This is a genomic window from Alkalihalophilus lindianensis (assembly GCF_032843265.1).
Taxonomy (GTDB): Bacteria; Bacillota; Bacilli; order Bacillales; family Bacillaceae_D; genus Alkalihalophilus; species Alkalihalophilus lindianensis.
This window is the reverse complement of the sequence record NZ_JAWJBA010000093.1, coordinates 1-374: the sequence shown is the minus strand read 5'-3', so window position 1 is coordinate 374 and position 374 is coordinate 1. Positions and strand designations below refer to the sequence as shown.

The 374-nt window shown below is 42.8% G+C and carries 1 protein-coding gene; it reads left to right on the top strand.

Going from position 1 to position 374, the window contains the following annotated elements; all coding sequences use genetic code 11:
* The coding region (locus RYX56_RS21440) for an extracellular solute-binding protein (RefSeq protein ID WP_317124001.1) at nucleotides 1–374 on the top strand (374 nt) is incomplete at both ends.

Genomic DNA, 374 nt, shown 5'->3' with positions numbered 1-374 from the left:
CTTGAGATTGATCAACTAGATCGTTTTAAGGCGGCCCAAGACCGCTTCGAAAACTTATATGATCTTGGAGCAAAGGATATTAAGGATCAGTATCTTGATTGGAAATGGAAGACCGGCGAGAACGATAAAGGAGATTTCTTAATTGGCCTGCCAACGGATATTGGCCCGAAAGCTCTATACTATCGGACGGATTTGTTTAAGGAAGCAGGATTACCGACAGAGCCGGAAGAAGTAGCGGCCTTAATCAATTCACCAGCCGCATTTGAAGAAGCAGGTCTCAAGATGAAAGAAAAAACAGGAAAGCCATTTGTCGATAGTATTGAAATGGCATTTAGAGCCTATTTAGATGCGGCACAAGAAACATTCCTTAACCC